Source organism: Aegicerativicinus sediminis (assembly GCF_015476115.1).
GTDB lineage: Bacteria > Bacteroidota > Bacteroidia > Flavobacteriales > Flavobacteriaceae > Aegicerativicinus > Aegicerativicinus sediminis.
Genome location: NZ_CP064295.1, coordinates 146,558 through 170,895 on the forward strand (window position 1 = coordinate 146,558; position 24,338 = coordinate 170,895).

General features: G+C 33.8%; 33 protein-coding genes. 18 read left to right on the top strand and 15 right to left on the bottom strand.

Annotated elements, in window-relative coordinates; all coding sequences use genetic code 11:
• Positions 1–41: 41 nt before the first annotated feature.
• Positions 42–521, bottom strand: coding sequence for a Dps family protein (locus tag ISU00_RS00625; RefSeq protein ID WP_228852107.1), 480 nt, complete (start codon positions 519–521; stop codon positions 42–44).
• A 101-nt stretch (positions 522–622) separates the two neighbouring features.
• Here ISU00_RS00625 and ISU00_RS00630 point away from each other — a divergent pair, with 101 nt between their 5' ends.
• Positions 623–1,564 (top strand): hydrogen peroxide-inducible genes activator, encoded by a 942-nt coding sequence (locus tag ISU00_RS00630; RefSeq protein ID WP_228852108.1) that lies wholly within the window; start codon positions 623–625, stop codon positions 1,562–1,564.
• Positions 1,565–1,589: 25 nt separating this feature from the next.
• On the opposite strand, the gene ISU00_RS00635 is transcribed toward ISU00_RS00630, so the two are convergent.
• From ISU00_RS00635 to ISU00_RS00645, 3 genes are all read right to left on the bottom strand, one after another.
• On the bottom strand, positions 1,590–1,787 hold the full coding sequence (locus ISU00_RS00635) for a hypothetical protein (protein WP_228852109.1): 198 nt from the start codon (positions 1,785–1,787) through the stop codon (positions 1,590–1,592).
• 153 nt (positions 1,788–1,940) lie between these two features.
• On the bottom strand, positions 1,941–2,741 hold the full coding sequence (locus ISU00_RS00640; RefSeq protein WP_228852110.1) for a TIGR00266 family protein: 801 nt from the start codon (positions 2,739–2,741) through the stop codon (positions 1,941–1,943).
• A gap of 57 nt (positions 2,742–2,798) precedes the next feature.
• The gene (locus tag ISU00_RS00645; RefSeq protein ID WP_228852111.1) at positions 2,799–3,254 is read right to left on the bottom strand and encodes a DUF4442 domain-containing protein; all 456 of its coding nucleotides are present in this window, start codon (positions 3,252–3,254) and stop codon (positions 2,799–2,801) included.
• 145 nt (positions 3,255–3,399) lie between these two features.
• Here ISU00_RS00645 and ISU00_RS00650 point away from each other — a divergent pair, with 145 nt between their 5' ends.
• The 6 genes from ISU00_RS00650 (at position 3,400) to ISU00_RS00675 (ending at position 8,082) form a co-directional block, all read left to right on the top strand.
• Positions 3,400–3,846, top strand: a complete 447-nt coding sequence (locus ISU00_RS00650) for a DUF4870 domain-containing protein (protein ID WP_228852112.1) — start codon at positions 3,400–3,402, stop codon at positions 3,844–3,846.
• Positions 3,846–4,052 (top strand): hypothetical protein, encoded by a 207-nt coding sequence (locus ISU00_RS00655; RefSeq protein ID WP_228852113.1) that lies wholly within the window; start codon positions 3,846–3,848, stop codon positions 4,050–4,052. Before ISU00_RS00650 ends, ISU00_RS00655 begins: the two co-directional genes overlap by 1 nt.
• A 101-nt stretch (positions 4,053–4,153) precedes the next feature.
• Positions 4,154–4,498 (top strand): PadR family transcriptional regulator, encoded by a 345-nt coding sequence (locus ISU00_RS00660; protein ID WP_228852114.1) that lies wholly within the window; start codon positions 4,154–4,156, stop codon positions 4,496–4,498.
• Entirely contained in the window at positions 4,491–6,281 is a 1,791-nt protein-coding gene (locus ISU00_RS00665) for a PspC domain-containing protein (protein WP_228852115.1), read from the top strand. The genes ISU00_RS00660 and ISU00_RS00665 overlap by 8 nt, the downstream gene beginning before the upstream one ends.
• Before the next feature lie 118 nt (positions 6,282–6,399).
• Complete coding sequence (locus ISU00_RS00670; protein ID WP_228852116.1) at positions 6,400–7,128, top strand: head GIN domain-containing protein; 729 nt, start codon at positions 6,400–6,402, stop codon at positions 7,126–7,128.
• Between the two features lie 111 nt (positions 7,129–7,239).
• Positions 7,240–8,082: a GIN domain-containing protein gene (locus ISU00_RS00675; RefSeq protein WP_228852117.1), complete on the top strand. Its 843-nt coding sequence runs from the start codon at positions 7,240–7,242 to the stop codon at positions 8,080–8,082.
• A gap of 128 nt (positions 8,083–8,210) precedes the next feature.
• Here ISU00_RS00675 and trxB read toward each other — a convergent pair whose 3' ends face one another.
• Positions 8,211–9,173: a thioredoxin-disulfide reductase gene (gene trxB, locus ISU00_RS00680; RefSeq protein ID WP_228852118.1), complete on the bottom strand. Its 963-nt coding sequence runs from the start codon at positions 9,171–9,173 to the stop codon at positions 8,211–8,213.
• A gap of 147 nt (positions 9,174–9,320) precedes the next feature.
• Here trxB and ISU00_RS00685 point away from each other — a divergent pair, with 147 nt between their 5' ends.
• The gene (locus ISU00_RS00685; protein WP_228852119.1) at positions 9,321–9,728 is read left to right on the top strand and encodes an arsenate reductase family protein; all 408 of its coding nucleotides are present in this window, start codon (positions 9,321–9,323) and stop codon (positions 9,726–9,728) included.
• 45 nt (positions 9,729–9,773) lie between these two features.
• Here ISU00_RS00685 and ISU00_RS00690 read toward each other — a convergent pair whose 3' ends face one another.
• Together ISU00_RS00690 and ISU00_RS00695 are read right to left on the bottom strand one after the other, a co-directional pair.
• Positions 9,774–9,917, bottom strand: a complete 144-nt coding sequence (locus tag ISU00_RS00690) for a hypothetical protein (protein ID WP_228852120.1) — start codon at positions 9,915–9,917, stop codon at positions 9,774–9,776.
• Positions 9,918–9,990: 73 nt separating this feature from the next.
• Positions 9,991–10,152: a DUF1328 domain-containing protein gene (locus tag ISU00_RS00695; RefSeq protein WP_228852121.1), complete on the bottom strand. Its 162-nt coding sequence runs from the start codon at positions 10,150–10,152 to the stop codon at positions 9,991–9,993.
• A 227-nt stretch (positions 10,153–10,379) separates the two neighbouring features.
• On the opposite strand from ISU00_RS00695, the gene ISU00_RS00700 reads away from it, so the two are divergent.
• Both ISU00_RS00700 and ISU00_RS00705 read left to right on the top strand, forming a co-directional pair.
• Positions 10,380–11,417: a helix-turn-helix domain-containing protein gene (locus ISU00_RS00700; RefSeq protein ID WP_228852122.1), complete on the top strand. Its 1,038-nt coding sequence runs from the start codon at positions 10,380–10,382 to the stop codon at positions 11,415–11,417.
• A 148-nt stretch (positions 11,418–11,565) separates the two neighbouring features.
• Entirely contained in the window at positions 11,566–12,600 is a 1,035-nt protein-coding gene (locus ISU00_RS00705; protein ID WP_228852123.1) for a helix-turn-helix domain-containing protein, read from the top strand.
• Here the strand turns inward: ISU00_RS00705 and ISU00_RS00710 are convergent.
• Positions 12,590–13,294, bottom strand: a complete 705-nt coding sequence (locus ISU00_RS00710; RefSeq protein ID WP_228852124.1) for an SOS response-associated peptidase family protein — start codon at positions 13,292–13,294, stop codon at positions 12,590–12,592. The genes ISU00_RS00705 and ISU00_RS00710 overlap by 11 nt on opposite strands.
• A gap of 272 nt (positions 13,295–13,566) precedes the next feature.
• On the opposite strand from ISU00_RS00710, the gene ISU00_RS00715 reads away from it, so the two are divergent.
• The gene (locus ISU00_RS00715; protein WP_228852125.1) at positions 13,567–14,607 is read left to right on the top strand and encodes a helix-turn-helix domain-containing protein; all 1,041 of its coding nucleotides are present in this window, start codon (positions 13,567–13,569) and stop codon (positions 14,605–14,607) included.
• Positions 14,608–14,689: 82 nt separating this feature from the next.
• Here ISU00_RS00715 and ISU00_RS00720 read toward each other — a convergent pair whose 3' ends face one another.
• The 3 genes from ISU00_RS00720 to ISU00_RS00730 form a co-directional block, all read right to left on the bottom strand.
• Positions 14,690–15,142, bottom strand: a complete 453-nt coding sequence (locus ISU00_RS00720; RefSeq protein WP_228852126.1) for a ferritin-like domain-containing protein — start codon at positions 15,140–15,142, stop codon at positions 14,690–14,692.
• Between the two features lie 283 nt (positions 15,143–15,425).
• The gene (locus ISU00_RS00725; protein WP_228852127.1) at positions 15,426–16,526 is read right to left on the bottom strand and encodes a DNA topoisomerase IB; all 1,101 of its coding nucleotides are present in this window, start codon (positions 16,524–16,526) and stop codon (positions 15,426–15,428) included.
• 12 nt (positions 16,527–16,538) lie between these two features.
• Positions 16,539–16,973, bottom strand: coding sequence for a hemerythrin domain-containing protein (locus tag ISU00_RS00730; RefSeq protein WP_228852128.1), 435 nt, complete (start codon positions 16,971–16,973; stop codon positions 16,539–16,541).
• A 465-nt stretch (positions 16,974–17,438) separates the two neighbouring features.
• Here ISU00_RS00730 and ISU00_RS00735 point away from each other — a divergent pair, with 465 nt between their 5' ends.
• A complete protein-coding gene (locus ISU00_RS00735; protein ID WP_228852129.1) occupies positions 17,439–18,467 on the top strand; it encodes a helix-turn-helix domain-containing protein in 1,029 nt (342 codons plus the stop codon).
• A gap of 17 nt (positions 18,468–18,484) precedes the next feature.
• Here the strand turns inward: ISU00_RS00735 and ISU00_RS00740 are convergent, their stop codons facing one another.
• The 3 genes from ISU00_RS00740 to ISU00_RS00750 are packed head-to-tail and all read right to left on the bottom strand — an operon-like array spanning position 18,485 to position 19,547.
• Complete coding sequence (locus ISU00_RS00740) at positions 18,485–18,838, bottom strand: hypothetical protein (RefSeq protein ID WP_228852130.1); 354 nt, start codon at positions 18,836–18,838, stop codon at positions 18,485–18,487.
• Positions 18,831–19,193, bottom strand: coding sequence for a hypothetical protein (locus ISU00_RS00745; RefSeq protein ID WP_228852131.1), 363 nt, complete (start codon positions 19,191–19,193; stop codon positions 18,831–18,833). Before ISU00_RS00745 ends, ISU00_RS00740 begins: the two co-directional genes overlap by 8 nt.
• A 3-nt stretch (positions 19,194–19,196) precedes the next feature.
• Positions 19,197–19,547 (bottom strand): YtxH domain-containing protein, encoded by a 351-nt coding sequence (locus ISU00_RS00750; protein ID WP_228852132.1) that lies wholly within the window; start codon positions 19,545–19,547, stop codon positions 19,197–19,199.
• Positions 19,548–19,735: 188 nt separating this feature from the next.
• Here ISU00_RS00750 and ISU00_RS00755 point away from each other — a divergent pair, with 188 nt between their 5' ends.
• The 5 genes from ISU00_RS00755 to ISU00_RS00775 all read left to right on the top strand — a co-directional run bounded on the left by ISU00_RS00755 (position 19,736) and on the right by ISU00_RS00775 (position 22,994).
• On the top strand, positions 19,736–21,100 hold the full coding sequence (locus ISU00_RS00755) for an NAD-dependent succinate-semialdehyde dehydrogenase (RefSeq protein WP_228852133.1): 1,365 nt from the start codon (positions 19,736–19,738) through the stop codon (positions 21,098–21,100).
• 9 nt (positions 21,101–21,109) lie between these two features.
• Entirely contained in the window at positions 21,110–21,262 is a 153-nt protein-coding gene (locus ISU00_RS00760) for a hypothetical protein (RefSeq protein ID WP_228852134.1), read from the top strand.
• Positions 21,263–21,337: 75 nt separating this feature from the next.
• Positions 21,338–21,832, top strand: coding sequence for a hypothetical protein (locus ISU00_RS00765; RefSeq protein WP_228852135.1), 495 nt, complete (start codon positions 21,338–21,340; stop codon positions 21,830–21,832).
• Positions 21,833–22,025: 193 nt separating this feature from the next.
• The gene (locus tag ISU00_RS00770; RefSeq protein WP_228852136.1) at positions 22,026–22,253 is read left to right on the top strand and encodes a hypothetical protein; all 228 of its coding nucleotides are present in this window, start codon (positions 22,026–22,028) and stop codon (positions 22,251–22,253) included.
• Between the two features lie 36 nt (positions 22,254–22,289).
• A complete protein-coding gene (locus tag ISU00_RS00775; protein ID WP_228852137.1) occupies positions 22,290–22,994 on the top strand; it encodes a hypothetical protein in 705 nt (234 codons plus the stop codon).
• 124 nt (positions 22,995–23,118) lie between these two features.
• Here ISU00_RS00775 and ISU00_RS00780 read toward each other — a convergent pair whose 3' ends face one another.
• Positions 23,119–23,367, bottom strand: coding sequence for a hypothetical protein (locus tag ISU00_RS00780; RefSeq protein WP_228852138.1), 249 nt, complete (start codon positions 23,365–23,367; stop codon positions 23,119–23,121).
• Between the two features lie 118 nt (positions 23,368–23,485).
• On the opposite strand from ISU00_RS00780, the gene ISU00_RS00785 reads away from it, so the two are divergent.
• Positions 23,486–24,325, top strand: coding sequence for a universal stress protein (locus tag ISU00_RS00785; RefSeq protein ID WP_228852139.1), 840 nt, complete (start codon positions 23,486–23,488; stop codon positions 24,323–24,325).
• Positions 24,326–24,338 lie beyond the last annotated feature (13 nt).

Genomic DNA, 24,338 nt, shown 5'->3' on the forward strand with positions numbered 1-24,338 from the left:
CACCCTGTGGGCAGCCTTTTCAATATTTGAACTATATCTTATTAGACAGTTTCTCCTAACCAAGCTTTCATCATCCAAACAGTCTTTTCTTGTTCTGTTATAAAATCACTCATCATAGAATTAGTCCCTTCGTCATTGGCCTCATCTGAAGCATCAAGGATTGTACGTTCAATTTTCAGTAATACGGTAAGGGAATCAACGATTAAACGCACAGCTTTTTCATCTTGGGAAATATTTTTACCAACTGGTACTTTTGCGGCAATTATATAATCATCAAAGGTGTGCAATGGGGTTCCTCCTAAAGTCAATACCCGTTCAGCAATCATATCAACTTTCACGTTAGCATCTGTATACAATTCTTCAAATTTCACATGTAGATCAAAAAATCGCTTACCCTTAATATTCCAATGTATACCTCTTAAATTTTGGTAATATACCTGAAAGTTGGCTAAAAGCGTATTTAAATCCTTTTCAATGGCAGCGGTCTTAGATTTTTCTAAGCCAATTGTATTTAGTGTCATAACTATTAAATTTTGTACTACAAATTTAATCTATAATAAACAGCTATTACCATAGATTTTATTGATAGTTTATATATTTTTATAGTCTGAATAAATGGCATATGACAATCACTCAACTTCAATATGTATTAGCAATAGCCGAATACAAGAATTTTACTAAGGCAGCAGAGAAATGCTTTGTTACTCAACCAACATTAAGCACACAAATCCAGAAGCTGGAGGACGAATTAGACGTCTTAATTTTTGATAGGAGTAAGAAGCCGATAGAACTTACTGAGGTTGGTAAAAAGATTGTCTACCAAGCGAGAAATATTGTAAACGAATCAGATCGTATCCAAGATATTGTTGATCAACAAAAGGGTTTCATAGGAGGAGAATTTAAGTTGGGTATAATACCTACTGTAATGCCTACTTTATTACCTATGTTCCTTCAAAACTTTATAAAAAAATATCCTAAAGTTCACCTTCATATTCAAGAGTTTAATACGGATGAGTTAATCTCCCAAATTGAAGATGGACACTTAGATGCTGGGATAGCAGCCACTCCATTAGAAAATGATCTCATTAAGGAACGAGTTTTATATTATGAACCCTTTGTAGCTTATGTTCCCTTAAACCATCCATTCCATAAAATTGATCATTTAGAGCCCGAAAATTTGGAATCTGAGTCTATATTATTACTTGAAGATGGGCACTGTTTCAGGGATGGAGTTCTTAATATTTGTAGAAGTCTAAAGGATAGTAATACGGAAAAATTTCAATTACAAAGTGGCAGTATGGAGACCTTAATAAAATTGGCAGATGAGGGCTTAGGAATGACCTTGATACCTTACCTGCACACAATGGATCTCCCAGAGAAATCACAATTGAAATTACGCTATTTTAAAGATCCGTCACCAGCCCGTGAGGTAAGCTTAATCTTCCACAAAAGCGAACTGAAAATGCAAATAATTGAAGCTCTCCATTCGATAATATCTGGGGTGATAAGAGGAGCAATTGCTTTTCAAAATGTAAAAATAGTTAGCCCACTTTCAAAAAATTAAAAAAGCGACCAATTGGTCGCTTTTTTTATGATTTAAGATAGATTAAACATTGATTTAAGTCGGGGTTCTGTAGTACAAGAGATTTAATATAAATCTTTAACTCTTCAATTTCGTACGGAAGTAGCCTTTGAAAAGCCTTTTGCACTTCTTTACAGAACAACGCCACATCAAAACTTACCTTTTTAAGTACTGTTTTGGTGTACTCAAACATTGCTCTTGCCATTATTTAAAGTAGTTTTAGTTAGATTAAGTAAACTTGTTTTATAGGCGAAAACGATTTAGTTACATAGATAAAAGTAACAAAATAATCGATATATTACATAAATGATCTAAAATTTAACACAGCTGTAATCGCTTCTGCCAAAGTATCAATTAATTAAAACCGATTATCTCCATCTAAAATATTACCTAATCCTCCTAAAATGCTTCCTTCGCCTTTATCCTTACCACCGCCTCTTGGAGCTGAAGCTAATACCCTTGCTGATAATCTACTAAATGGTAATGATTGTATAAAAACAGTTCCTGGCCCTTGCAATTTTGCAAAAAATAGACCCTCCCCGCCAAAAATTGAATTTCTTAAACCACCAACAAATTCAATATCGTAATCAATATCTTGTGTGAATCCAATAATACAACCCGTATCTACACGCAATGTTTCACCAGCTTGCAAAACTTTCTTCGCCATAGTTCCTCCTGCATGTACAAATGCCATTCCATCACCTTCTAACTTTTGCATAATAAACCCTTCCCCACCAAATAATCCTCGACCCAATCGTTTGCTAAATTCAATTCCGATACTCACTCCTTTGGCAGCACAAAGAAACGCATCCTTTTGACAGATAAATTTTCCTCTGAATTCGGTTAAATCTATTGGTATGATCTTACCTGGATAAGGGGAAGCAAACGACACATTTCTCTTACCTATTCCAATATTATAGAAAGCAATCATAAAAAGACTTTCCCCTGTTAGTATTCGTTTTCCAGCACCTAAGATAGTATCAAGAAAACCCTTGTTTTTTTGGGATCCATCTCCAAAGATTGTTTCCATTTTGATACCATCGTCCATCATCATAAAACTTCCAGATTCTGCAACGACTCCTTCTTGTGGATCTAATTCTATTTCCACGAATTGCATTTCCTCACCATATATTCTATAGTCTATTTCGTGTGCTAACATGTTGATAAAATTTAATGTTTACGGTTATAGGTTGTGATTTTGAGTGAAATGTTACAATTAGGGTTTTGGTTTTATGCTCCAACTAAAATTAAAAGAACTTACCTCTACACCTTCCTCATTAATACCATTTACATTTACATCTACTATAACAGGTGCAGTCGTGAGAATTGCTTGGTCGATAGCGGATTCTATTTTAGAATATTCATTACAATTAAAAACAATTTTACCTCTTGCTTTTTTGTAATATTCGGCAGAATTACTCACAACCAAGGTAGACATCTTAACATCCCTTATTGCAATAAGATGTAATAGAAGTGAACCTATTGACAGTTCAGCCGCCATACCTTGTACTGCCCAATACATCGATTTAAATGGGTTCTGATTGATCCATTTGTGCCTAACGGAAACCAAACAATGTTTTGAATCCAATTCTTTCACTCTCAGCCCGGCTACAAATGCTAAAGGCAATTTAATCAATATGTAACTATTTAATTTACTGGCTGTTAAATGCATTTGCTATAGAATCATTTGAATATAAATTTACGTTTTAATTATTAGTTTTAAATGTTAATATTATGTTAATTTAAGGTACTTTGTATTGCATAATACCTTCTTTTAGATATATATTTGCATAAGAAACTATTATATGTTTTAAAAAATGATCGACAACCACCAAAAAAATATCGCAACTTTTATTCATTTGTCAACCTTTTCCAGATTCTTCATACCACTTGGAAATTTTATAGGTCCATTGGTACTTTGGATAGCGAATAAGGAGAAATCTGAATTTATAGATACCCATGGCAAGCAGGCGTTAAATTTTCAAATTAGCATATTGCTTTATGCCATAATTCTTGGAACCATAACTATTCCATTATTCATATTTAAATTATTTGGGGGAATCGATTTTATAGATTTCCACGGATTCAATGACTTTCACTTAAACATAGGCAAGCCATCTCCCCTATTATATATTGGCGGCGGCTTGGGGGTAATTGCAGTTATTGGTTTTATCTTGGAACTTGTCTTTATTATAAAGGCTAGTTTCAAAGCGAGAGAAGGAGAAGTTTACCACTATCCTCTAACAATCAATTTTATAAAGTAATGGAACTAATCAATCCCATAGCGCTTATCAATCAAGCCAAAAAAATTACTTACCCAAGTTGGAGAAAAATAGTGTATGGCTATTCAAAGGTTTACTCAATTTACAGGGGAATTAATTTAAGAATTGCCATAAGAACCGAAACTAATCAATTCGGTAATAATATTTCATTTTATAACCAGCTTTTGGATATGGGCTATGGTAACTAGAAGTTAACTCGGGCATTAAGTTTATGCTCACTGAATCATCAATCAACTAATAATTAATCAATCGAAAAATGAACAGTTTTCACAATTAATCTATTTAACACATGAAAATAGAAAACACAAAAGCACAAATGCGCAAAGGGGTTCTAGAATACTGCATCCTCTCGGTTCTGAAGGATGAAGATGCCTATGTAGCGGAAATTCTAGATACTCTGAAAGACGCAAAATTGCTAGTAGTGGAAGGAACAATTTATCCTCTGCTAACAAGACTAAAGAATGCGGGGCTCTTAAACTACCGATGGGAAGAATCGACCTCGGGACCACCTCGAAAATATTATGGTTTAACCGAAACAGGCAAATTGTTCTTAAATGAATTGAACACAACCTGGAGCGAATTACAAAATGCAGTCAACATAGTAACACGATCAAAAGCAAAACGAAATGAATAAAACAGTCAATATAAATTTAGCCGGTATATTTTTCCATATCGATGAAGACGCGTACTTGAAGTTACAGCGTTACTTAGAGGCTATCAAACGTTCATTTACCGACTCTCAGGGCAGATCTGAAATAATCTCGGACATTGAAGCCCGTATTGCAGAATTGTTTACTGAACGTGTACAGTTCGACAAACAAGTTATTGGTGTTAAGCTCGTGGATGAGGTAATTGCCATCATGGGACAACCAGAAGATTACTTGGTAGATGATGAAATTTTCGAGGATGGACCAACTGCTTCACATACTTATAAAAGCCAGCCTTCCAAAAAGTTATATAGAGACACCGATAACTCTTATATAGCTGGTGTTTCATCTGGTTTAGGACATTATTTAGGAATAGATGCTGTTTGGGTAAGATTACTGTGGATTCTATTAACTTTAGGATCTGGAGGAACATTCATACTAGTGTACATCTTATTTTGGGTGTTAGTTCCTGAGGCAACGACAACTTCTGAAAAGCTGATCATGACGGGCGAACCCGTTAATATCAGCAACATTGAAAAAAAAATTAAAGACGGGTTTGATAATGTCTCACAGACAGTATCTGACACAGTAAAAAATGTAGATTTTCAGAAGCACGGTAATAAGATAAAATCGAGCACTAAAACGTTCTTTGACACTTTGGGGGATGTCGTTATGTTTTTTCTCAAAGTATTTGCAAAATTCATCGGGGTAATTTTACTACTGACTGGAGCTGTAGCAATATTTGCACTATTTATAAGTTTAATTTCAATCGGTAGCATTTCTAACGTCCACCCCATGTGGATGGATTATGTAAATGCCGTTAATACGGTTGGACTGCCAATTTGGCTAGGATCTTTGATGATTTTTCTACTCATTGGAATCCCCCTATTTTTCCTTTTATATTTAGGTTTAAAAATTCTGATTACTAACCTAAAGTCAATGGGAAGAATTGCCAAATTCAGTCTTCTTGGTGTATGGATTTTGGCCCTAATCGGGGTGTTATATATTGGACTAACGCAGGCTTCCTACTATTCTTTGGAAAATTCCTCAAAAAGTTCAGAGGAGCTTTACATAAGTTCTAATGATACCATTTCAGTTAAAATGAATGCTAGTGATTTGGACTATATCAATAAGAGCATGTACAGAAATAATGGTTTCGATATAGCTTATGATGATGAAGGCCATAAAATGATTTATTCCAAAAACATAAGGATTGCATTTAAATCAACAAGCGATAGTATAGGAAGAATTGATGTTATAAAAGAAGCCAAGGGTAGGAATTTCGCTGAGGCCAAGAAAACGGCCGACCAAATAAATTATAACTACAATCTAAAAGGTGACGAATTATTATTAGACAATTTTTTGGTTACGGATCATGAAAATAAATTTATGGATCAAAATGTCCGAATAGTGATTCATGTACCAGAGGGGAAAATCCTGAAAATAAGCGATAATATCGGTTCATTCTTAAACTATTATTCTACTTCAGAAAATATTATTTCTAGAAGTTTTGCAGGCCATTATGTAAAAATACTTGAGGATGAAGCTCTATGCCTAGACTGTGAAGATGAGGACGAAGATGAGGAGTTCTCAATTAAAGTTAATGTTAATGACAATAATAATGGTTTAAAGATAGATGAGAACGGTGTAGAATTTAAAAAGGATAGCCTAAAGGTTAAGGTCAATGGGGATGGAATTGATGCAAAGGGCGAAGAACTAAGATTAAAAGTTACACCAGATACTGTTGAATTAACATCAGATGACAACTAATTACATTTCATCCGTAAAAATCAACAGCTGAGTATAAGATAGTTTTTATATCTCAATAGATTCATCAATTTTGAATAAGAAAAATAACATAAATCAATCAACAAAAAATCAATCAATAATGACAACTATTAGCAAAATTATCGCAACAACTATCATGAGTTTAATCATGGTTAGCTGTAATTTCGATATGAATTTAATTGCCGGAGAAAAAGGAAATGGCAATGTTGTAAGTATAGAGAGAAAATTTGACCAAAAATTTACCGCCATTTATGCCGGCGAAGGTTTAGATGTATATTTAAAGCAAGATGGAGGAAACAGTGCATTAGTGGAAGCTGATGAAAACTTGCAAGAAATGATTGAAACAGAAATCAAGGATGGCACCTTACACATTGGTGTTGATGGACAAATTTCTTGGGCCAAATCTAGAAAAGTATATGTTTCTTTTGGAAACATTGAAAAGATAAAATCTACTAGCGGAAGCGATGTTTATTCAGACGGAGTTATAAAAGCAACGGATCTTGAACTTATTGCCACAAGTGGAAGTGATATGGAAGTTGAAATTTTGGCTGATAACTTAAACTGTAAAACCACAAGTGGAAGCGATATGAAATTATCCGGCAGAGTTGATAAATTAGAAGCTGAAGCAACCAGTGGCAGTGATTTAAAAGCTGGAGAATTACAAGCTAGGGTAACCAAGGCCAGAGCAAGCAGTGGAGCAGATTTAACTTTGAACACAACTGAGGAATTAGTTGCAAAAGCATCAAGTGGCGGAGATATTCGGTACTCAGGTAACCCAGAAAAAATAGATACTAAAGATTCCTCTTCAGGAAGCATTAGGCGTTATTAAGCCAAGCAAAAAAAGGACTAACCAACCAATTAAAACAACCATTTCAATCTCGGTTATCGAGTTTGGGATGGTTTTTGTTTTATATTTGTTTAGACAAGATTAATTTTTAGCATGAAGAAAAACCCATGTCTTCTGTTGGTAATTTTATTTATTAGTGGCAGTAACTATTTACTTGCCCAAGGTAATGAAAAGGTAAAAGGAAACAGAGATGTAACGATTGAGCAAGTCCCAGTTGCAGAATTTAACAAAATCGTATTGGGGGAAGATTTTACTGCAGATATTGTATATAACAAAAGTACCTCTGTTCAAGTAGAAGCGGATGGTAATTTACACGAATACCTGAAAATTGAGGTGGTTGATAGCGTATTGAAATTTTCAACCACTGCACCTATTGGTTCAAAAAAGAAAATGCATTTTACAATTAATTATGGGGATTCCTTTCATGAAATTGAGGTGCTAGATGATGCTGAAATTAGGTCTTTGACTTCCCTTGAAATAAAAAATGCAATGGTAAAAACGGACGGAAGCTCTAAAGCCTATTTGAATATTAAAACAGATAATTTCAAGTTTGTTGCGTTAGATCGGGCTAAGATTCGATTGAATCTGACTGCCCAAAACAGTGAGATTGAAATGAGTGACAATAGCCGCCTTGATGGTTTGATTACATCTACAACATCCAACATAGATTTATACCAAAGGGCTCATGCTTATATAGAAGGTGATGCTTTAGAAAGCAGAATAAGGGTTGATAATAATTCCAAATTTGACGGAAGAAACTTCACAAATAAAACCTGTAATCTTGTGGCAGAAATTGGCAGTGAAGCCCATGTTGATGTTTCTGAAACGATTAACGTTCAAGTATCTGGAAGTAGTGAAATCTACCTATATAATGAACCCAAAATTACCCTAGAACGTTTTAGCGACACGGCACGACTTCAGAAAAAAATTAAGTAAACCAGTTTTGGTATAGTCAATAATCTGACCCACTCAAGTCATCTCTCGCAATTCAGGATTTCGTAAGGCAGAGTAAAACCAAAAAGTATTAAATAAAAAAACCGAAGATTTACATCTTCGGTTCCTTATTATGCCTCAATGAAGGCTTCTTTTGCTGCCAAATATCGTTCGGCATCTAAAGCAGCCATACAACCCGTACCTGCAGCGGTAACAGCTTGTCTATATACTTTATCCGCAGCATCTCCTGAAACAAAAACACCTGGGATATTAGTTTTTGAAGTGCCAGGAACATTTTTTATATATCCAACACTATCCAATTCTAAGAAATCTTTAAAAATATCTGTATTTGGTTTATGTCCTATAGCAACAAAAAATCCAGTGGCGGGAATCACTTGCGTTTCACCAGTAACATTGTTTTTAACTTTTACACCAGTAACAACACTGCCATCTCCCAAAACTTCTTCAGTCTCAGTATTAAATAAGATTTCAATATTAGCTGTATTTTTAACTCTTGCCTCCATGATTTTAGACGCTCTAAACTCATCTCTTCTAACTAACATGGTCACTTTTTTACAAAGTTTAGAAAGGTAATGTGCTTCCTCACAAGCAGAATCCCCAGCACCCACAATAACAACTTCCTGGTTTCTGTAGAAAAATCCATCACAAACCGCACAGGCAGATACACCTCCACCCAATTGAAGATACTTCTGTTCAGAAGGTAGATTTAAATATTTTGCCGAAGCTCCAGTGGAAATAATTACAGTATCACAAAGAATTTCTTTTTCTTCATTGACCCAAACCCTATGTACATCTCCACTAAAATCAATCTTGGTAATCCAACCATCACGAACATCAGTTTCGAAACGTTCAGCTTGCTTTCGCAATTCTACCATCATTTCAGGACCTGTAATTCCTTCTGGATAGCCAGGAAAGTTTTCGACCTCATTTGTAGTAGTTAATTGACCTCCTGGTTGTGTTCCTTGGTACAATACTGGACTCATATTAGCTCGTGCCGCATAAATAGCCGCGGTATAACCAGCTGGTCCAGACCCTATAATTAAGCATTTTACGTGCTCTAAGTTATCAGACATTGCTCTAAAATTTTCTATTTTGCAAAAGTAGCATAAAAGGACAAAAACTTACATTTGAAATATTAAAACTTCGTTATGTTGTATAAGTAGGCTGACAATACTTATTTAAATGCAGTTAATACCAGTAATTTTTAAATTTGGCTAAATATGAGTGTTATTTCAAGGGACAAAAATCTGATTAAAATATTTTACACCTCTAATTCTACCATTGGCAAGCAAACTTTAGCTTATTTAAAATCATCTTTTAAAGATATTTTGGAAATTGATATAGAAAAAACCAAAGTTACCGGAACGCAATGGGTAGAACTAGCTGAAAATCTAAAATGCAAGGTTGGTGATTTAATTGATAAAATTCATCCCGATTTTGAGCAGAATTACGATGCAAAAACCAATTTAAGTTCCCAAGATTGGATAAAAATTTTAGATAAGCACCCTAGTGTTTTAACTTATCCTATTGTAATATTTGGTGATGATGTTTACCAGGTCAACAATCCTTCCGATGTCGAAAAATATATTGATGATAGCAGTGCTGGACTTGATGAACAAAATCCATAAAAAAAGGCTCCAAAAAATGGAGCCTTTCTATTGTAAGGTAATTTATTAATTATCATCTAATGCATCACTGACATCATCAGCAACATCTTCAGCTTTGTCCCCTATATCATCTGCTACATCCTCTATATCATCTGCTACATCATCAGCTTTCGTTTCTCTGCATCCTGTTAACGTCAACGTTGAAGACAACGAAAACATTAGGATTGCGGCTAAAAATAATTTTCTCATAAGTTAAATGTGTTGATTAATTAAAAATTGATTATTATCGTTTTACTACTCCTTTTAACAATGAAAGAATAAATAATACCAAGAATATAAAAAATATGACCTTGGCAATTCCTGCAGCTGCGCCAGCTACACCTCCAAAACCAAGGATTGCTGCAATTACTGCTATCACTACAAATATGATTGTCCAACGTAACATAATGTTCTAATTTTAAGTTAACGACTTCTTCTCTAAGAAGTTCTTGATACAAATTTGCTCAAACTTATCCAAGGAATTATGCTTAATCCAATTTATCCTTAACCCATAAGGTATATTACTTAACCCGTAAAACATCGCCCTCACCTTATTTATATTATTCAAAACAGTCATAAAATGTTTATCTTAGTCTTACAATTTATACTAACAGCCTAGCGAATTTTCCACTTGTGAAAGAGCCAATATATTTTGAAGATATTCACGCCAATGAGGTTATAGAAAAATTGGCCAATGAATTTGGAGCTTCCTTAATTGATTCTCAAGGTGCGGAAGGCTTTTTATTGCCTGAAAAGTTAGGAAAAGGAATAATCAACTCCCATGAATTTACCCATGGTATTGAAACCACTGTCTTCGATTTTTCCACAACCAAAACAATGGAATTATCCTTCAATTATCCATTAGTCTGTCCATTAAGAGTTATTTACAATTTGGGGGATTCAATTAATATTTCATTGGAAGACCCAACAACAGATAAAATTAAAATTGATCCCTCCCAATATCTGCTCCTTTCAACCAGCACTAAATTTCATCATATCCTTGAAATAAAATCGAAAAGCGATATCTCGCTAATCATTATTGACATATATCGTAAAGATTTTGAAGAAAAAATAGAACAATACCTTAAAAATATGGATTCTGAGTTAGTTGATATTTTTAGGGATTTGAATGGGATAAATCAATTTTATCATAAAAGTACTTTTCCTAAGAAAATTGCTGTACTTATTGAAGAGCTTTTAGATTCTGAACATGAAGATTTTATGAAGTCTGTTTTTGTTGAAGGTAAAACCCAAGAAATCTTGGCTACTACAATACAGACCTATATGGACACCAAAAATGGTAAAGGTTTTCATATTAATGATGCATACCTGAAAAAGCTCGAACAGGTTGAAGAAATTATTCAAAGAGACTTAGAAAATGTTCCTAGTATTGCCGAGTTAGCTAAATTGGTTGGAATTAACCAAAATAAACTGCAACAGGGTTTCAAACACATGTTTAAAGTTTCTGTGAATAATTATATCCGAAATCAAAAAATGTCTAAAGCCAGAGAATTATTAGAATCTACGGATTTGAACATCACTGAAATAAGTGAACGAATAGGAATCAACTCCAAAAGTTATTTCTCTAAATTATTTAGGCAGTATTACGGTTTATCGCCCAAAAATTATCAATGCCGGTTTAAGGAGGAAAACGCTTCAAAATCAGCTTAAACAGTCCCCAAAAATCTTATATTATAAGAAAAAACCTACTTTTCTAACGTTTTGAACTAAAATTGTCAATCATAGTTTCAAAAGTGTTAAAGTGATTTAGAGTTTAGACAGAAATTTGTGCGCCATCAATCTAAATCTATCTCCAAATATGGTTAAAATAAACAATAATGTTGAATCCAGTTCAGAATTATTACCTTCTATTAATAAAGTATTAAACGGAAATCTTTCAACAGAAAATGGCGAAACAATACTTTCGTTTAATAATCATTTGGGCAAGGGGAAAATTAGAAACATGGATTTTTCCCATGGCGTATCCCTATTAAGTTTCAATTTGAAGTTTAATTCGGATGTTCAATTTATTTTTAATAATAAAAAGTTCAATCCAATTGAATTTATTTTTATTACCAAGGGTGAACTTTACTTCCAAGATTCAAATGAGGAAGAAACTTCCAAACTTTTACAGTACCAAAACATTATCATCTCAAATAAGAAGTCTAGTCAATCTTCTTACATTTTCCCTAAAGACAAAAAGATAAAGGTCAACTTTATAATGATTCTTAGAGACCAGTACAACTTGAAGTCTAATCATAACGTTGACACGCTTGAAAAATCAATCAAATACATTTTTGATAAGGATGGAGATAAAGAGGATTATAGCCACCTTGGAAGTTTTAATCTTAAGATTGCCGATTTAACCAAACAATTGAATAAAACCAGGGACTCAGGAATTATTCGTTCATTAACAATTGAAGGTTATATCGCTTTAATTATGGCTATGCAGCTTATGGAGCACCATAACCATATTAATGATGTAATATTACCAGAATCCTTAAGCCAAAGTGATATAAAGAAAATACACAAACTTTCGGGCTTTATCGTAGATCATATCTCCGAAGATTTAACTGTAAAAACTCTAGCCATGGAAATTGGGTTGAGTCCAAAAAAACTACAGTTAGGCTTTAAGCTATTATATTCAAAATCAGTTAATGAATATGTACGTCAGCATAAATTAGAGATTGCTCGAGATTTAATTAAAAATACAGATTATTCAATATCTGAAGTGGTCTATAAAATAGGATATAGGAGCAGAAGCTATTTTTCTAAAATTTTCCAGGAGTATTATGGTATACTACCAATTGATTATCGGGAAAAGGTTAAGTCATCAACCTTCGTTAAATCTTAGCAGGAATATTCCTATAGTTTACAGGATCTAAAATACCGTTGTAAATAATATCATTTTTATAAAACTCTTTGGCGATGGGATGCGCATTTAATTCAGTTTGAGCAGGCCTATTAATTATTTCCTCTATTTCTTCTTGTGAAATGTCATAAGACAACCATTTTTCTGATGTGTGCTCATCTAAGATTATCGGCCCTTCGTTAAAAATGTCCACTACGCTTCGTTTAACTCCTAGATTTCGTGAAATTATTATTGAGCAGGTTACAAAACCATCAGATAACCGATTGTAAATTCCAGCAAGGCAAAAAGGCTTTTTAGACTTTTTATAAACATAATATGGATACAACTTGCCTTTACTCAGCAAAGTTGCAAAATAACCTGAAACAATAATCAAACAGCGACGTTCATAAAGTGCATCACAATACCACCTGTCATGCTTTAAGGTTTCAGCTTCTAAATTCAAGGTATTCGAGACGTTCTGGAACATTTGCCAATCGTCGTTAAAGTTTTCAGGAAGAATTCCCCAAATGGCAATGGACAACACTTGAGGTTTATCTTGGAGAATAACCAAAAGGTTTTCCTCATTTAAACCATTTATAATGGGTTGTTTTGAATATAATTCGGGATACTCTAATGGAATGCCAAATTGCTTTTCCAGCTCACCCCCCTCAGCAATATTTGACAATTTATAAAACATTTCCGTAGCATTTTTATATTACAAAGTAACCCAATTTTAAATTTTTGAAGTTGTTTGAAAAAAATTTTAAATAACGCATTCGATCTTAACATCGAATTTACCAAACAACCTGTTTAAGCCTTAAATATCAGTTCTTTTGCTCTATTTTGTTAAACAAAAATTCTTTTTCATTAACACATATGCATAATGATAGGTACATTTACTAATGATTAGTTGTTCAATATTTTTATTTAAAAATACAACAAAAAAAGCTAGTCTATTTAAAAACCGTTATGAAAAATAGTCCTATCCCCTCTGAACTTTTAAGTTTCTCTAAGGCACTAAATTCTGACATAAGAGAACAGTATGGCATTTATGATCTTAATGTTCCCGAAAAGTTAGGCCAAGGTACTGTTAGATGTGTTGCCTTTGATAAATATATCACGGCTATTGACTTAAATATTAATCTCAACAAAGAACAAAATATCCCACTGATTACCCCAAAAGAAGATGCAGTATATTTTATTTATTGCCTAGACGGAAATTGTTTTATTAATTCTGAAGCCAATGACCGTTTGCAACTCGACAAATTAAAGACTGCCGTGATAATGAATCGACAAGATTTTGAACACGCCTTGATCTTAGGTAAAGATTTTAATCTCAAACTTAATATTGTTGTTGTAGACAAAAAACATTACTTCAAGAAATTTTTGAATGGGTATTACCATTCAAATATCAAGCTTGAAAAACTATTAGAATCCTTTGATACATTAAAAAAGGATGTCCATCTGGGAGCCTACAATTTAAAAATTACAGAGCAAATCAGATTGCTGCAATTTGAAGACAGAGCTAACGATATTACCGACTTGCTATATTTAGAAGGTATATACCACCTTATTCTAGCTTATCATATTGAGCAATTTTATCAGGAAATCCAAGAAGAAGAGAAATTTTCAAAGCTTACTAATACCGAATTACAACAAATTGGTCTACTAAGCGAGTTTATAATTTCCAGACCGGAAATTCAGCACTCTATCGATAGTCTTTGCCGTAAGGCAGGTATGTCTCCAGCTAAATTACAGGATGGCTTTAAGTATTTGCACGGTAAAACTGTATTAAACTATATACGTAGTGTCCGTTTAGATAAAGCCGATCAATTGCTTAGAGATTCAGACTTAAATATTTCTGAAATTGTTTACTCCATTGGTTTTACCAGTAGAAGTTATTTTTGCAAAATATTTAAGCAAAAATACCGCTGTACCCCTAAGGCTTATAGGAAAATGGTACGGAATAAGACTTTAGAGAAAAAAGTACTTGAAGAATTATTAGATTAAAATTATTGTTACACTATTAAAAAAAGCCCGATGTAGATCCATCGGGCTTTTTACGCTATATATTAGTATTAGGAGAACTTAATTAATCTCTTAAATCTTCTAGTGTACGAATCTTGCTAAGTCCACTGGAAATTTTATTTCTTTGGGACATAAGAACATTCTTTGTGCTCAATGGCAAACTTGCCTCTTCCAAAACATCATCATATTCATCTAAGGCAGCCTTTTCTCCCCTTATCGCCTCTTCCAACATGGACTCTGCATCGTCTGCAGAAAATAGAGATTTAACATCCATCCAGGTTCTGTGAAGTGATCCAGTAATACTGCCACCTTTTTCAACCTCCTGACCAAAACTTCTAATCTCTGATTTTAATTCGTGTCCAAAATCATAACGCTCCTGTGCCTTTTGATTGAAATAAGATTGTAGAGCAGAATTATCAGCATTTTCAGCTGCTTTCTTAAATCCTTTCTCAGCATCATAAGTCCGTTCTAACAATTCATTTAATTTATTACCGACATTTTCTGTGTAAGTACTCATAATTAGTTTATTTATATGTTATCGGATCGTAATTCATGAATATTTTCCGATTAATATTCGCTTTATAGCATTACAAGAACAAATGTATTAGGTAGTTTTTAGCTCAATTGTTTGAAATAATTCAAACATTAACTCTTTCAGTTTTAACGTTTTATTAAGCATTTAACATTAAAATCACGCTAATTGTCGATGGACAAAGGAATTGAAAAAAATGATTGAATGGGCATTAAGAATTTCCTAAGGATAATTTCGGAAACCGTTAACAAATTTGCTAGGCTATTATTTAGCCTTCAAACTGAAATGGATCAAAATCTTTAATGATTTTTAAAACAGCTTGTTCTGACAAACTAAAATTTGGAAGTTCCTTTTCATCTTTTTCTACTCGGGAAAAGACCTTAAACATCCTACCATTATAATAAGAAGAAACTACGGCAGGATGCACATAATAGTTTCGAGTAACATTTCTGGTGTTACCTAATGATTTAGCCGCAACATCATAGGCTGATAAAACATTCTTTTTTGAGACTGATTCATCTTCTGATGGCCCCATTTCCATTAGAGTTTCAAAAAATATTATTGTGGCTGCCCAAGTTCTAAAGTCCTTAGCCGTGAAAGAAGCTCCGGCCAATTGTTGAATATAAGCATTTATCATGGAGCTATCTACTGAACGCCTTTCACCCTCCTCATCATAATATTTAAAAAGTTCCCATCCCGGAATCTCTTGGCTTTTATTTATCAATCGCACTAATTTCTTGTTTCTCAAAGTAATTTTGTGCTCCTTGCCCTTTTTCCCAACGAACTCAAAACGAATCTTGGTTCCGTTTAAATTAACATGCTTTTTACGTAGGGTAGAAAGTCCGTAGGTTTTATTTCGTTTTGCATACTGTTGGTTGCCTATACGGATGTGGGTTTCTTCTAGCAACTTAACAACTAGTGCTAGAACTTTTTCCCTACCCCAATTCTTTTGTCGTAAATCCCTTTCAACCGCTTCCCTTAATGCAGGTAGGATTAATCCAAATTCAGACATTCTATAAAACTTAGTCTGATTTCTTATTTTATTCCAAATAGGATGATAACGATATTGCTTTCGTTGCTTTTCATCTCGGCCAGTTGCTTGAAGATGTCCATTTTCTAAATGCGAGATTTTTACTTTTTCCCATGCTGGTGGAATGACTAAACTATTGAAGCGTTCAATTTGTTCGGGTTCATCAATGATGTTATCCTTGAGTTTATACTGAAAGGATTTCCTTATTTTAATTCGCTCAATGGAAAGTTGACGCTCTGTTGTATAGACGAGATTAATTTTCTCGACAGCCAATTCTGGCTCACTGAATAATTTTTTAATTAATCGTTTTGAAAATTTCGGCTTAATTACAGAAGGCATCAGTGATGTAGTTTATTCATGAGAAGCCATATGCTTTCTATAGGGCTCGGCCAAATCAGTTTTTTGCTTTTCAGTAAAAACTTTGCCAGCCAATTGAAAAAATACATGTTCTTCATCTTCTAAATGATGTTCGACTTTTTCCTTTAGCTTTTTGGCAATTACCAACCAATTAGATGCAGAATACTCAGTAGAGTCCAATTGCTCAATTAATTCTTCTATCTCATGGTGTTCCGCAATCCCATGCCTAGCATGGTCCTGCATCATATCACTAGAAATTAGTGGTTTATAGAAATACCGCTCTTCGGCATCAGCATGAATGAGTAATTGGCTTTTGATTTTTGAATAGATTACGTCTCTATTTTTACTATCACCGGAGGTTTCTATTAATTGAGCCAAAAGATCCCTCTGTATGTCATGATCCTTTCTTATAGCTTCGAAAATGTTCATATCAACTAACTTATTTAAAAAATCTCAGCACCAGAAAACTAGTGCTGAGATCTAACTAACTAACCTTTATATTCTAAAATTATCATGTAATAGCACTCTTAGTAGGGAGGAGTCTACTTTCTCGTAGGCCTATAAATAAGATAACTACGATAATTTTTTTAAAGATACCATATGTACGTTTAGACAAGGTGCTATTTAGGTTAAAACATTGACTGAATCGGTTTATTATCAAACTTTTACAAAACATTAACACTTTTAAGAATTCTTGTTAAAGAAAAAGCCAATTCGGTATTTTTTGTTTAAAGTTTTTATAAAAAGTGTTAACATTTAGTTAGAGAATAGTCCTTGTAGATATAAGTTAACGTAATTTTAATGAAGCTCCTTTAAACCAGGAACAACTTCAAATAAACTTTATCACACATTAATTAACCATTTTACCAAATGGTAAAAACCATTAAATCTTATATGATACAAATTCATAGTACCTCAACAAATTTCCCAGACAATTTAAAAAGTTTTCAAGCCTCTCTTGGAGGAGTAATAGAAGAAAAATATGGGGAATACCTTCTAACAGTAAATAATGCCCTTACAAACGGAACTGTCCGTTTTCTTCAATTTGACAGAGGAATTAGCCTAATAGAATATGACCTAGAATCTAAAGAAGACCTTCTTTTTGTTGAACACTCAAAGAAATATAACCCAGTAAAGTTTTCCTATTGCCTTGATGGTGAGGGAAGCCACAAATTTGAGGGTTATACTGAATACAGTGATATAGAACCTTTCCAATCAGTTATAACTTGTAACAAAAAAGATAGCAGTGAACACCTATTAGTGAAAAAGAATAAGCGATTTAAAATGACTTCTATTCACGTTGTCCGCTCAAAGTTCCGCAAGAAAAGGATGCAAACGTTAACACAACTTCATCCAGATCTATTTCATGTTTTTTTAGATAAAAAACAGAAAAACAACTTTGCGCATTTTGGAACTATCCATCTTGGCATAAGCGAACATGTAAAATCCATGCGCAACATTCTTGCCGAAGGTATGACCAGAGTCTTGCAAATGGAGGCGAAATCCTATATCATCCTGTCATTACATATCCAACAATTTGCGATTGAAAAAGCTGAAAAAGTTGCATGTACGCCATTAACTGAAAGAGAGCTGAAGACTGTAAGAGAGGTTGCTAAAACAATCGTTTCTAGTCCTGCACAGCCTTATAATTTGAATGACATTTCTAGAAATTTCGGCTTATCGCAATCTAAATTACAAGGAGGTTTCAAATTCTTATTCGACCATACGGTGACTGAATTTATAAGAAGTACAAGACTTAAAGAAGCAAAAGAATTAATGAAAACAACCGATATGAATATTTCTGAAATAGTTTATTCCATTGGCTTTACCAGCCGAAGCTATTTCTCAAAAATATTCAGAGAAGAATATGCCATGTCTCCAAACCAATATAAAAAGAGATTAAGCTATCCATTGGTAGCCTAAAAAATTAAAATAAGGGGTTATTTTCTAAAGAATAGTTTTCTGAGGAGAATAATCCCTCCCAATCGGGAAACGTAAGAAACAACACTATCTATCCACCCAGCCGGCCTTAAATCTTCTTTGAATTCATACCTAATACCCTTTAACTCTTCCAATGCTATTTGTCTCTCTAAGGATAACCGCTTTAAATCATATTCAATTTCTTTAAAGGAAGAATATTTAATGGGTGACGGAAAATCCCTATTGTCAACTGGCGCGGAGTTTTCCTTTTCCCCTTCTTGAATAGGAGCTGTTTTATCCTGGCCATTAGTGGCCCCAATAGAATCTGAAGTCATTAATTCTTCTTCAATTTCCGTATTTTTAGATTCATTCATCATTGGCATGATCAAAAAACTTAGGTGACATCTTTTTAATAACTATAGAATCTATCTTGGCTCTTTGCGTGTAGGCAATAAAACCAGCTAGTAGAAATAAAATTGCTACAACCACGCAACCCCACGCCATATTACCCAACCATTCCCCAATTAAAATAACCAAGGCTATCGCGATAAAAATTGCCCCTGCGAGCAACAATCCACCAATTAATACAGTTTTGGCTATTAAGCTAATGGAAATTGTAAGCTGCTGAAATACCTTCAGCCTTATATAAGCTCTAGAAGTCTTTAAGTAACCTTCAGCTAAATCAGCAGCTTTTTTGGACGTTTCTTCAATAGAATCGAACAATGCCATATATTAAACGGTTTCTGTTCCGTTCGGTGTTGTTTTTTGTAATTTCTTGTTTTTAAGTTTCAATTCAGACAACTTATTTTCCAAGGTTGTTATTACGTCTTCTGCTTTATAACTGGCATCAGATACGATTGATTCAACTTTTTCATCTAATGTTGCTTTTTTAGCAACCACAGTGCTAACAACGCGATCTTTTAAATCGTATGCACTTTCAGACAACATATCTTTTGTGGCATTGGCTTCATCCACAATTTTTTGTCTTGTTATACTGCCTTTATCTGGAGCAAACAAAACACCAAGAACTGCTCCTATGGCAGTCCCCGCCAATAAACCTAAAACTGAACTATTATTACTCATTTCTATTTAGTTTATATTATTATTTTATTAAATATAGATACTTACAAAGATACCTCATTCTCATTAAATTACATGACCCAAACACAACTAATCTTGACTGTTTTAGCGGATTTTGGAAACAATCAAATTTTAATTTATATGGGATATGAAGAAATTTGGGAAATCGTAATTTAGTTAAAAATTGAAGCATGTCAAAATCAATAACAACCATTAATCCATTTACAGGAAAGGAGTTAAAAACTTATCAAGTTTATGACAGAAAGGAAATTGAAAAAACCCTTTCCAAGGCCATCGAAGCCTTCGAGAAATGGAAGCTTTTAGGAATAAAAGAAAGAATAAAACCGCTGAAAAGATTGGCGGAATTAATGAATGAGGCTAAAGAAGATTTGGGGAGGTTGATCACTTCAGAAATGGGGAAACCAATAAAAGAAAGTATCGCCGAAATTGAAAAATGTATTTTATTGTGCGATTTCTATACTAAGAATGCAGACCTACTGCTATCTGATGAAATAATTGAAACTGATGCGGATGAAAGTTTTATCAGTTATGATCCATTAGGTTGCATCTTGGCAATAATGCCTTGGAATTATCCATTTTGGCAGGTTATGCGATTTGCAATTCCAACATTAACAGCTGGCAATGTAGGGCTATTAAAGCACGCTTCAAATACTACCGGGTGCGCCGTTAAAATCCAATCCTTATTTGAAGAAGCTGGCTACCCAAAAGGATGCTTTCAAAGTTTAATTGTACAACATCAGGAAATTGAACAAATTATCGCTGATGACCGGATAAAGGCTGTTACCTTAACCGGCAGCGAAAAAGCCGGTAGAGCAATTGCAGGAATCGCAGGAAAAAATCTGAAAAAGACGGTTTTGGAGCTGGGAGGAAATAATGCCTGTCTTATATTAAAAGATGCTGAATTGGAAAAATATATGGAGACAATGGTAAAGGCTCGCATGCAAAATACAGGACAAAGCTGTATTGCTGCTAAGCGCTTTATCGTTGTTGAAGATATCTATGAGGACTTCATAGAACAATTTAAAGCGATGGTTGAATCACTGAAAGTGGGCGATCCTACCGATAAATCAACTGAATTTGGAGTTTTAGCCAGACCCGATTTAGCTGAGACCTTAAAAAAACAAGTTGACGAATCAATTGAAAAAGGAGCCGAATTGGTAATAGGAAACGAAGTAAGGGGTAGTTATTTCTCTCCCACCATTCTTACAAATGTGAAACCTGGAATGCCTGTATTTGATGAAGAAACCTTTGGACCGGTCGCTGCCATCATAAAAGTAAAAGATCGAACGGAAGCATTTAAAGTTAATGCAAACACAAAATTTGGCCTTGGGACCATGATAATTACAAAAAACACAGAAAAGGCGGTTGAACAATGCATTCAAATTGAAGATGGCGCATATTTCATAAATGAATTAGTCAAATCTGATCCACGGCTTCCCTTTGGGGGCACAAAGGCTTCGGGCTATGGTAGAGAACTATCTAGAGAAGGCATATTAGAATTTGTAAATAAAAAAACAGTATTTGTTAAATCTTAAATCTAAACTATGAAATTTGTAAAAGAAGAAGAGGATAAAACCGATGACTATATTTTTCAAAAGGACCAAAAAACCAAGTCAGTAAGTTCGTTCACTTTAATTGTATTAATTATATTGATCTTGGGTGTTGTAGCCTCAGGATTTTATTTCAAGTGGTTCTAAACGCCATTAGAAGATTATTAATAGTGCCTATATTTTTGTATCTTAGGTAAGCATAACTAATTAAAACTCTTCATAATGGGCTCAATCCGTCTCTTTTCGCTAGTATTGTTATTGATTTTCTTTAGTTGCAATGATAACAGTACCAAAAATTCTACCGATCGTGCAACAAGTGTTTCAGACTCTTCTGGGGTTGCAATGCAAAATCAGAAATCGATACAGGGAACATGGGAACTTACCAGTTATTATCACTATACTGACAATGTGGTCTCAGATAGTTTTGGAGTAAGAAATGGCTTTAGGCAAATTAAAATGTATACACCCACAAAAATTATGTGGAGCAGGCAGGTACCTAAAGATTCATTGCAATGGTTTGGATATGGGCACTATAAGGTGGTCGATGGGCAATTAATTGAAAATTTGGAGTTTGGCTCAGAAATGATGAGTGAAATGATAAAGGACAATGCAGAATTCAGATTTGAATTAATTCTTGGGGAAAACAATTTTTCACAAATTGAAATAGATGATGAGGGCAATCGCCTATTTTCAGAAAACTACAAACGGATAGAATAGCTTAAATATAGTTTTTATATTATAATTAAAATAAAGCTTGGAAAATTCCAAGCTTTATTCATTTATGGCAGGTCATTATTATTTTAAAACTTATTTAACATATTATAATTGAATCAGTTAATCTGCAATTCTTTAGAATTAATTACCAGATATCACATCATATACCTTTGAAAATATCAAAATTAAAAACACAATGGCAGAGATAAAAATTGAAAAAAAATCACCTAGATGGCCATATATTCTTATAGCCTTAGTGGTGGTCTTGGTGATAGCATTTGTTTGGTACAACAATAGTGAAAATATCAACCAAGGTATAGACAATGATAATGCGCCAGAACAAATAGAAGATAAGGTAGACGATATGTCTATGATTATGGCGAATTATGCTGGTAGAATTGAATTAATTGAAGTTCATTCTTAACGCCAATTAAAATTTTAACAATTAAAAATAAAACTCATGGAAAATTCATCCAAACATTTATATTATTTAACGGACTTAAAAGATTATAAAATTTCTGACGGATATACAGACGTCAGAGGTTGGTCTGTTAGAGACAGAGATAATAGGGTAATAGGTAAAGTTGACAACCTATTAGTAAATGTCAGTTCCGAAAGAGTAGTCTATTTAGATGTAGTGGTAGATGACTCCATAATTGAAAAAAATTATGACCCTTATCGGTCTTCAACATCAGAAGAAATAAGAGAATTTATCAATAAGGATGGGGAAACTCATGTTATCCTTCCTATTGGCTTAGTTGACATACATTCATCAGATAAATATGTGTTTACAAACACTCTAGACCATACCGCTTTTTCACAAACCAAACGCTTCACAGCAGGTTCTAACATACAACGGGATTATGAAATTGCGGTTTTGGATGGTTATGGCAGGACACTTTCAACAAAAAAGGTTGAGTCATCTGAAACAACTCCAAATAGAATCGAAGTTGTTATTAAAACTGAACCTTCTAGAGTATATGTTGAAAATAAAGAAAGACATTTTAATAGAGACAGAGATATATCTGATGCTGAAATTATTGTTGATGAAGAACCCGTCATTGAAAAGCGACATGATACTTACTTTAGTGAGCGGGAATCAAAGCGGGAAGACGATGATTTTTACAGAAGAGCCTATTTTGACGATAGAAGATTTAGAAAATAATTCCTCCATATATATTAAAAAGGGCAATGCCATCAAAGCATTGCCCTTTTTTGTGCGAAGAAAAATTAACTGCACGGCATAGTTTAGTTATCAGCAATCATCCAATTATAATTCAACACTCTAATTAATCCGATTTCCTATTAGTCCGTCGAGAGGATGACCTTTTTTTGATTTCAATAATCTCAATTCCGCTATTCTCTAGAATACTCTTGGCACCCTCCAATGAATTGTAGGACTTGGTGTTAAAAATTATCCGCCCAGTTAATTCCTCAGTACGCACATCCGTTATACCAATCCTATCTTTTAATAATGTTAGGGCCTTTTTGCAGGTCGATTCGTTATCAAAATTAAGGATTTGTAATACGGCTCTCATATTCAAATAAGTTATCTCAACTGTACAAATTTCTTACAATGGCCTATAGCGCCCTATGACTTTTGTCATTAAAAGTCAGCTATGAATGAATTAATTTTAATTCATTAAAATCAATGCCATGAAAACTCTTTTAGTCCCAGTAGATTTTTCCAAATTTTCAGAGTATGCCTTAGAGGCAGCGGCAAATATTGCCCATAAAATTGGAGCGAGAATTGTAGTAAGCCATATGATTGGTCTTAATGATGCAATTTTTACAAAGGATGGTATCCAGCTAAGTGAAGAAACATTGTATTTTATTAAACTTACTGAAAAACGATTTGATGAATTCCTTAATAAGGATTATTTAAAAGGTGTAGATATTGTTAGGAACGTACAGAAATTTAAATTCTTCAATGATTTAGATCCTGTAATTGCTCAATTTAAAGTTGATCTAATAGTTATGGGATCCCATGGCAGTAGTGGTTTGTCTGAAATGTTCGTTGGCAGCAATACCGAAAAGGTGGTAAGAAGTGCCACTGTTCCTGTATTGGTGATAAAACAACCATGGAAGATTAAATCTATCAAAAAAAGTGTTTTTGCCTGTGATTTTAAAAAGGAAAGCATTCAAGCTTACCTTACAATTAAGGAATGGTGCAACCTTATAGGTACTAAATTAGAATTGCTCTATATCAATTTACCCGACCCTAATTTTCGAAGCACTACCGAAATGGAGGAATCCGTTAAAAAGTTTTTTGAAGCTATTCCGGTGACGAACCCAAAAAAGATGGCCGAGTCCATTATTTATTACAATGATTATAGTGTTGAGGAAGGCATATTTTCCTATGCCAATCAAAATCGAATGGATTTAATAGCGATACCCACCCATGGACGTACTGGTTTAGCCCATTTCTTTAGTGGAAGTATTGGGGAAGACATAGCAAATCATTCTGAATTGCCTGTTCTTACGGTTAAAATTTAAGTTATTTTTGGAA